Origin of the sequence: Pseudomonas violetae (genome assembly GCF_023072615.1) — a bacterium.
In the GTDB taxonomy this organism is placed as follows: Bacteria; Pseudomonadota; Gammaproteobacteria; order Pseudomonadales; family Pseudomonadaceae; genus Aquipseudomonas; species Aquipseudomonas violetae.
This window is the reverse complement of record NZ_JAKNRW010000012.1, coordinates 132,712-139,167: the sequence shown is the minus strand read 5'-3', so window position 1 is coordinate 139,167 and position 6,456 is coordinate 132,712. Positions and strand designations below refer to the sequence as shown.

General features: G+C 50.9%; 9 protein-coding genes and 2 pseudogenes. 6 read left to right on the top strand and 5 right to left on the bottom strand.

Annotated elements, in window-relative coordinates:
- Positions 1-147: pseudogene (locus L9059_RS16550) on the top strand (group II intron reverse transcriptase/maturase); the annotation flags it as partial.
- 450 nt (positions 148-597) lie between these two features.
- On the opposite strand, the gene L9059_RS30670 reads toward L9059_RS16550, so the two are convergent.
- Both L9059_RS30670 and csrA read right to left on the bottom strand, forming a co-directional pair.
- Positions 598-720, bottom strand: coding sequence for a hypothetical protein (locus tag L9059_RS30670; RefSeq protein ID WP_282615499.1), 123 nt, complete (start codon positions 718-720; stop codon positions 598-600).
- Positions 721-1,116: 396 nt separating this feature from the next.
- Complete coding sequence (gene csrA / locus L9059_RS16545; protein WP_008028241.1) at positions 1,117-1,308, bottom strand: carbon storage regulator CsrA; 192 nt, start codon at positions 1,306-1,308, stop codon at positions 1,117-1,119.
- 248 nt (positions 1,309-1,556) lie between these two features.
- Here csrA and L9059_RS16540 point away from each other — a divergent pair, with 248 nt between their 5' ends.
- A complete protein-coding gene (locus tag L9059_RS16540) occupies positions 1,557-1,922 on the top strand; it encodes an SPOR domain-containing protein (protein ID WP_247292054.1) in 366 nt (121 codons plus the stop codon).
- A gap of 61 nt (positions 1,923-1,983) precedes the next feature.
- Here L9059_RS16540 and L9059_RS16535 read toward each other — a convergent pair.
- Positions 1,984-2,307, bottom strand: a pseudogene (locus tag L9059_RS16535) (endonuclease); the annotation flags it as partial.
- Positions 2,308-2,453: 146 nt separating this feature from the next.
- The gene (locus L9059_RS16530; RefSeq protein WP_247292053.1) at positions 2,454-2,921 is read right to left on the bottom strand and encodes a transcriptional regulator; all 468 of its coding nucleotides are present in this window, start codon (positions 2,919-2,921) and stop codon (positions 2,454-2,456) included.
- A gap of 202 nt (positions 2,922-3,123) precedes the next feature.
- Between L9059_RS16530 and L9059_RS16525 the strand changes: the two genes are divergently transcribed.
- The 4 genes from L9059_RS16525 to L9059_RS16510 all read left to right on the top strand — a co-directional run bounded on the left by L9059_RS16525 (position 3,124) and on the right by L9059_RS16510 (position 5,930).
- Positions 3,124-3,531, top strand: coding sequence for a DUF6957 family protein (locus L9059_RS16525; RefSeq protein WP_247292052.1), 408 nt, complete (start codon positions 3,124-3,126; stop codon positions 3,529-3,531).
- A gap of 34 nt (positions 3,532-3,565) precedes the next feature.
- On the top strand, positions 3,566-4,012 hold the full coding sequence (locus L9059_RS16520) for a hypothetical protein (RefSeq protein WP_247292051.1): 447 nt from the start codon (positions 3,566-3,568) through the stop codon (positions 4,010-4,012).
- Positions 4,013-4,041: 29 nt separating this feature from the next.
- Positions 4,042-4,422: a hypothetical protein gene (locus tag L9059_RS16515; protein ID WP_247292050.1), complete on the top strand. Its 381-nt coding sequence runs from the start codon at positions 4,042-4,044 to the stop codon at positions 4,420-4,422.
- A 965-nt stretch (positions 4,423-5,387) separates the two neighbouring features.
- Positions 5,388-5,930 carry a hypothetical protein gene (locus L9059_RS16510; RefSeq protein ID WP_247292049.1) on the top strand — a complete coding sequence of 181 codons (543 nt, stop codon included), beginning with the start codon at positions 5,388-5,390 and terminating at the stop codon, positions 5,928-5,930.
- 300 nt (positions 5,931-6,230) lie between these two features.
- On the opposite strand, the gene L9059_RS16505 is transcribed toward L9059_RS16510, so the two are convergent.
- Entirely contained in the window at positions 6,231-6,392 is a 162-nt protein-coding gene (locus L9059_RS16505) for a type II toxin-antitoxin system CcdA family antitoxin (protein ID WP_247292048.1), read from the bottom strand.
- Positions 6,393-6,456 lie beyond the last annotated feature (64 nt).

The following is a 6,456-nucleotide window of genomic DNA, read 5'->3' as shown; positions in this document are numbered from 1 at the left end:
GCCTGCAAATCAGCCTTCAATGGACGAGGTCCATGGTGGAATTCGGGAGCGTCACATATGAATCAGGCCCTACCGAAGAAGTTGTGGGATAGCCTCGGATTGGTCTCGATACTGGATACGATAAACCGGCTTAGCCGCATAACTTGAACCGCCGTATACGGAGCCGTACGTACGGTGGTGTGAGAGGACGGCGGATGTAAATCCGCCTCCTACTCGATCGTAAAGGAAACTGCTGCCTCAAGTACCTCTCGTTATTCCTCATTCCGCTCATGGCAGTCTGTGTCGCGACCCATACTGCAGGTATACCCGACATCGAGTCGCATGCGCACTCAGCGCCGACCGGCAACTACGCAGCTGGGTGTCCTATGGGTGGCAGGACGCTGACGCTCAATCGCCACGGCTTCGCACGGAACAACAATGCCTGCGCCAAATTCGCCAACTGGGTGGAGTGTTTGACTGGCAAACTCTGAATGATCTGTCGAAGATAACTCCGCAGAATTCCGATGTGGGCCAGGGGGGCGGAATCCCTTTAATGAAAAGAATTATTAATTTCTTGGGGGGGCAGTCATGCCGCCAGAAACGGACGGGCAACTGAAGCTAATTAAGGATCAGCGCTAGCCACTGATCCCACCAGAACACCATGGAGATCAATGCCAAGCCGCAGGCGCCTGCGAAAACAAGGCAAACCCAGTCTGAAACCACCATGCGCAGGATCATCATTTCCACTCCTCTTGGCGGGACGTAGGCTCAGACTAGTTGAACTTATGCACAATGGGGCTGTCTGAGCAGACCATTTCGCTATCCTAAAAGGTGGTGGCGACGAAAGGGGTGTCCCTCCACGACAGGGGTATCTCGATGCTCGCTCACTGATTGCTGGCGGCGGTCCATTGTTGGTGTATGCGCTGGGGCGGGCGGGCAAGAGGCGCTGGGCGCGCAAAGCTATTCCCACGAAACAGTCTGTGGAGGCAATGCAGGTATTGTTGAAGGTCGTGGCAGCCACAGGCATGGCGCGGGGTTGACCTTTGGTTAGCCAGGATTGGTTCAGGTGCGTTGCACTAGAATTCTAGCCAGCCGAGGCTCGTGGGGCGAACGGGCTGGCTACTGGATGCCGCAAGATCAGCTCTGTGGCTTGTCCGGTGCGGTCAAGCCAGCCTGAATGCGCTGGTAGATCTCTTCGCGATGAACAGCGACGTCCTTCGGGGCATTGATGCCAATCCTGACTTGCTGGCCGCTGACGCCGAGGATGGTGATCGTAATGTCATCACCAATATTTATGCTTTCACCGACTTTGCGGGTGAGTATCAGCATGGTCTTCTCCTTGATTGCTTTGTAGGGCACCTGATTCGAACAGTGCAGAGGTCGGTGGTACGTATAGATTAGTGTGAAGTCTCAGTTTGGGTGCCTCTTTCTGACGCGCAGAGGCTGCATTAATTCCCAAGGCGTAACTATACAGAGGCCGCACCTATCATTCTCGTTGTTTTATCTCGATTTTTCGGCCCTAAAGAACTATTCATGAATGCTAAAATGCCCGCTTTAAGCATTCAGAGGGACAACTTGTGCGCAAATGGGTCTGGGTAGTCGCGATACTGGCGTTGGCAGGGTGCGATCAGGGTAAGCGCGGCGACGTGCCACCGCCGCAGCCGACAGTCGCTACGACGCCCGTAACAGCTGCTTCGCCGCAGTGGGATCTGGAAGTGCGTGGCGAGATAACCCAGGCAGTCAGCGACCTGAGCGGCTGGCTGATCGAGCACAGTTTCGTTTCTAGCGTGGTCAAGGAAAACGGCAAGACCCGCATTCTGATGGGCCCTTATAATTCCGAGGCCGAGGCCAAGGCCAAGCAGGCCGAGGTGCAGGCAGCACTGGTGCGGGCGAAAAAACAGAATATCGAATTGTTGGTGATCGAGCGTCCGCTGAGCCAGTAAGGCACCACGTGAGAAAAAGGCCCTGGGTTTATAGCCCGGGGCCTTCTTTTTTCACTGGCACTTAGCTGCAGGCTTTGAGGTTCACGGGGCCGACGAACTCATTGCCGCGTCCCATCACGCACGCGACCGTTTGGTTGCGCTGACTTTCCCAGGCCTGGACCGGGTAGGTCTTGTTCCAGGCTTCGTAAAGCTGCCGATCCTGCTTTGACAGGCGCAACCCGTACTGTTTGCTCATATAGAAGTAAGTGCGCGCGATCATTCCGCGAATCGAGGGGCGCGGCATGACCTTCTTCGCCTTAAAGTCGACTTGGGTCAGGCACGAGCCATATTGCCCCGACTGCGCCGGCAGCCAGCCGAAACTGAAGTTGCTGCGGTCGCCATTCACTGCATTATTTACCCTGTATTTTTGTTGACAAAGAAAATAATTTAATAATTTCAATAATCTACCTTGATAAGCGACACATATCAACCTGTCAACGTTGACAAAAATTATGAAAAATCTTGTCGATAGTTCGACCAACGGTAATAGGGTTACGAATGCCAGTACCTATGGATGGTCGATTTTGCCAACCCAAGCCTCTCAGCAACTTCGGCCTGACTGAGTCCGGCATCCTTGAGGGCCTTAACAGAATCCGCACCCTGAGTGTTCCCAGGCTTTCCTCTAGGACGCTTCACCAATTCGTTGCCAACAAGCTGTCTACGTAAAAGCTCTACCCCGCCTTCTGCCTCGAATGCGTCCAGCTGATCCCGTGCCCGGGTAAGCGTGAGCGCATAGGGTTCCTCTTTATGTATGGCCAGGCAGATGGCAAGCAGGGCGACAGGATCAAACTGAAGCGCTTCGGATAGCTCAATCAGCTTCTCTAGCGTAATGCTGCTGTTGCCTTGTTCGAGTTTACCAATATTGGCTTTAACACTGACCTCAGCTAGGTCTCCGTAATCCAATCCTCTCGTAGTGCGGATTGCCCTTATCGCGCCTGCAACCTCTTTCTTAAGCGACATGATCCGTCCTAAAAAACGAGGATAGAGCCATACGCGGCCAGTTCCGATAAACCTCGTTTAGTGGTATTATCGGAACTGTCGAGGTTTTGGGTCGCTGGGACGAAGCGTTTCCGCATAGACAGCGTGCGGTTGGTTAGATGTTGGTCATCCCTGGCAGGGGTACGCGCGAACATATCAGATGTATTGACGGAGATTCAGTGGGATGAGCACAGACGAATACAAAGAAACAGCTGAACTACTTTACGGCTCAGGTGAGCCACGGACTGGGTCTGGGGAAAGCGATGAAGCTCTCATCGAACTGGTGAGGGCCCGTTTCCCACACAAGTCCTATTGCCTTGTCGAAGACTGGATAATCGCTCGAGTGGATGTGACTGAAGACGAATTGAAAAAAATCCATGCAGAAGGGCAACTGCCTATGGTGATTTTTGCGAACAACGTTATTTTTGACAGTCAGCGACGATTCGACGTCGGAGATTGGGTGCGCAGCACTTTCGCTACTTCCTTTCAGGACGGTTTTCTCTTTGAAACCCGAAATACCATTTACGTCCTGTGCGGCAATGGGCATGAAAAATCAGTCTGCCTTAAAACAATTCTTTCTTTTAAACTCTAGGTCGCTCCTGCGATAGCTCGAAGCGGGAGTAAAAATGTTTAGAACCTACGAAAGCGATATGGCAGGCGTACCTGGCATGTTTGGCAAAGGCCTCGCGCACTGGCACACCGTGTCGCGAGTGCTCCGAATGCACTGGTACTACGTCACTGTTCAACATGAGTTGGAAGGCCGACAGGTCGAGTACGAGTTGATGATCAACGATGAACATCAGCTGGAAGCGGTATTGAACTCCAAAGACCCTACAATGGTGGTGATCGGTGCTCAAGTAGTAATCCCGGCCTACATGAATGGGGGAGGGATACCGAGTATGGAACCACTTACCAGGGTGTCTGTGGGGGAAGATGAACTTGAGTGCGTCGTTTGCATTATCGAAGTGGAAGGCGGTGCCGTGTACCACGACTCGCATCGTAAAGATTTCAACCGAGCATTGGTTTCCAATTTGAGAGAGATTTTCCACTCAAGTCGCATTCGTCCAGTCTGAAGCTGACCACGGCCAAACGGAGCTTTCGTATGAGCGGTACCGAAATGACGTTTCACAGCAAGCGACTATCAAATTTCGATCTACTTCGAATTCATAAGGCGCAAGCGCAAGGTTTTGATCTTCCAGTGACGGCTTATCTGAATCATGTGGCCATCGTTGGTAAAAGTGCAGCGGGAGTCGTCTTCGGCCACGTAAGGAAAGGCCCATTGGGCCGCTTCGATGATGGTCACTACATGCGTACTTCTGACATCGTTTGCGCCCTGCGTGAAGGTCGATTTTGGGTTCTCAACACACTCAACTCGCGGTACGTCATCGCGACGTTTCAGCGTGACATCGGACGTCAAACTTTGCGCGACTTTCTGACGGTATCGAGCCAGGCAATCCATGAGCCACCCCATTCGATTCAGTGAGTTGCTCACTCGTGCCTCTCAGACCTGATTTCGCGTCGAGGAGGTTCCGTGGCAATCAAACTTATCAAAAAGCGCGAAGTCTTTGCATTGCATCGGTAGTTTTTGAGACCTACCACAGATTCGGGCCATTCTTGGTTGAGATGGACTTTGATCTCAATGAATTCATAACCACCCTCAAAAAGAAAATTGGGAAATCGCGGAGTTAATGCACGAAATTCCCCGGATGCTTCTTGCTCAGGGCATTATTTCAACGGTCAATTGTCGTAAAGTCCACTTAGGTGCTTTGGAGGAATGGCATATCAAACAGGAGGAACGACCACATCTAAAGCCTCTTCCGCGTTAGTCGAACAGGTAAGCCACTGGCAACATCGGACTTAATAAGGTACTGGCTCGATCCGAAGCACTTTGATTTTGCCTTGAGGACAAAGCAGACTTTCACCATCCTCTGCATAATTCTTCTTGGATTCGAAGGCTGCTTCGATTTCGCTGGAGCTGCTGCAATCTTGATAATCATGCGTGTCGGTGCTCACGTATTCATGACACACGCAACTCAATGCAGAGCCATTGGCCCATAAGCCGTCGGATATAGTCGTATCGATGCGAATGAAGCTTATAAGGAATTTCATGCGACGCCCTTAAAAATTTGTTCCTAAATATAGAAAAGTTGGCGTCGTGCACAAGGTCAATATTATCGATTGTTGGCCATTGGTCAAGATTGAATTGTGTTGTTCGTACTGCTTTCCACGACGGGCGGTATGCTCAGAAAATATTATTGATTGGAGCTAAAGTATTCTCAGTTTTGAGCCGTTTAACAAATAAACAAAAAAATAAACGTACTGAAAGGCTCAAAATATATGGCTGCCGTCATCACGCAAGAATCAACTCATGCACATGATTTTCTCCGAGCCCGAATAGCCTACGAGATCTCTAGTCTTGTAGGCGCCTTCAGGGACGGAGACCAGGTCATGCTCAAAATTGATGAGTACGCCTTCCACTTGAGCTCAACACAAGCCGATCTACTGGCTCAAGGCTTTCTAATGGCAGCTTTATGCACTGGTCTTGGACGTTTCGATATGCCTTGGCGTAATGGAAAGCTTCATGACGTGAGTGCGATACCAAAAAAGACTTCGCGTACGGGGATGAGGTTTACTGACGCCACACTTTACATCCCGGAAGCAGACCACAAATTTTTCGCGACGGGTTGGCTTTACGAGGGAACAGGTGAGGATGTGGATTATCCCGCCAACGTCGTTTTCTTAAAAACTAGGCTGGATGATGTTATCGGATTTGGAAAGGGAAATGACGAGTTTCTTTTGAATCCAAAGCACGTTGCTCAGCTCTGCTTGGAACTGGCAGATTCCGCGAATTTACTCGGCACGCGTGTCTGGAATATTTGGGACAAGCGCATCGAGTGGAGTGCCGGGAACGCAACATCGGATAAAGCCGCTTTTGAACTGGCGAATGAGGCACTATTTGATTACCTGAAATCTTACAAACCCATCGTTTAAAAGTTTGGTCGGCATAAGTATCGATTTCAATTCTGGAGTAACCTTGGCTGGGCATCAGCAAGGCTCTCCTCAAGATACTAATCGTGTCATGAGCGCATATTCAGCACGTAACGAGACCTCTACAGAAAGGCTTTATGGGTGTGAATGGGTGTGTAATTGGGTATGAAGGCGCTTACGCTCGTTTTAGATTAACTTTCCCCCGGCTTGGGTGAGGGCGTCTTAGCTTACAGACTCGCTGCTCTGGCCCTACTAAGTCTCGGCCACGGTCGTTTCTGGGGAGTTTCAAAACTCGCTTAGGCATCAGAAGCTCCGTACGTGATCGCTGAACACGCCGTGGGCTTCCACTTCTTCGTTGTAGGCATTTACGGCTTCGCTGTTCTCAGCCAGCCATTGCTCGCACTGTTGCTTCTTTAGGGCATCGGCCAGAGCCTGCTCCAATAGAGCTTTCTCTTGAGTGTGCATGGTATTGTCTCCCGGTCAATCGCGATTATAAGGGTAACCCTTCGCCCCCGCATCTGATGACTCA